This window comes from Corallococcus praedator (assembly GCF_003612125.1).
GTDB lineage: Bacteria > Myxococcota > Myxococcia > Myxococcales > Myxococcaceae > Corallococcus > Corallococcus praedator.
Map to the genome: position 1 here is coordinate 1 of NZ_RAWI01000883.1, position 489 is coordinate 489.

1 protein-coding gene and 1 pseudogene are annotated in these 489 nt (G+C 73.6%); one reads left to right on the forward strand and one right to left on the reverse strand.

The window, feature by feature from the left end; all coding sequences use genetic code 11:
- The coding region (locus tag D7Y13_RS42245) for an SUMF1/EgtB/PvdO family nonheme iron enzyme (protein ID WP_147452678.1) at positions 1-136 on the forward strand (136 nt) is incomplete at its 5' end.
- 3 nt (positions 137-139) lie between these two features.
- Here the strand turns inward: D7Y13_RS42245 and D7Y13_RS42250 are convergent.
- Positions 140-489: pseudogene (locus D7Y13_RS42250) on the reverse strand (threonine/serine exporter family protein); the annotation flags it as partial.

Genomic DNA, 489 nt, shown 5'->3' on the forward strand with positions numbered 1-489 from the left:
CCTCAAGGGTGGCAGCCACCTGTGCGCGCCCAACTACTGCCGCCGCTACCGCCCCGCGGCGCGCTCGCCCCAGGCCGTGGACAGCGGAGCCAGCCACATCGGCTTCCGCTGCATCGTGCGGCCTCCCACCCCGTAGCCGCTACGCATTGCCAGCCCGAGGGGGGACCGGGTCCTCCCGGTCCACGGAGAAGCGCGGCGGCACCACCACCGTGGCGAACACCAGGCCCAGCACGAGCTGGAGCGCCACCAGCAACACGTCGAACAGCCGGGCGTTCGCGCCCGCGCCTCCCGCGCCCAGCAGCGCGACGAGGGCCTGCGTTCCGACGAACCCCGGCGCCAGCTGCAACAGCCCCGGCATGATGACGGTCATGGGCATCCGGTCCTTCCCACGCCCGTAGAGCAGTCCCGCCACCCCCAGCACGAACGCGGACACCAGCGGACTGCCCCTGTCCCCGAGCACCGCCTTCGCCGCCGCCTGCGTCGCGTAGG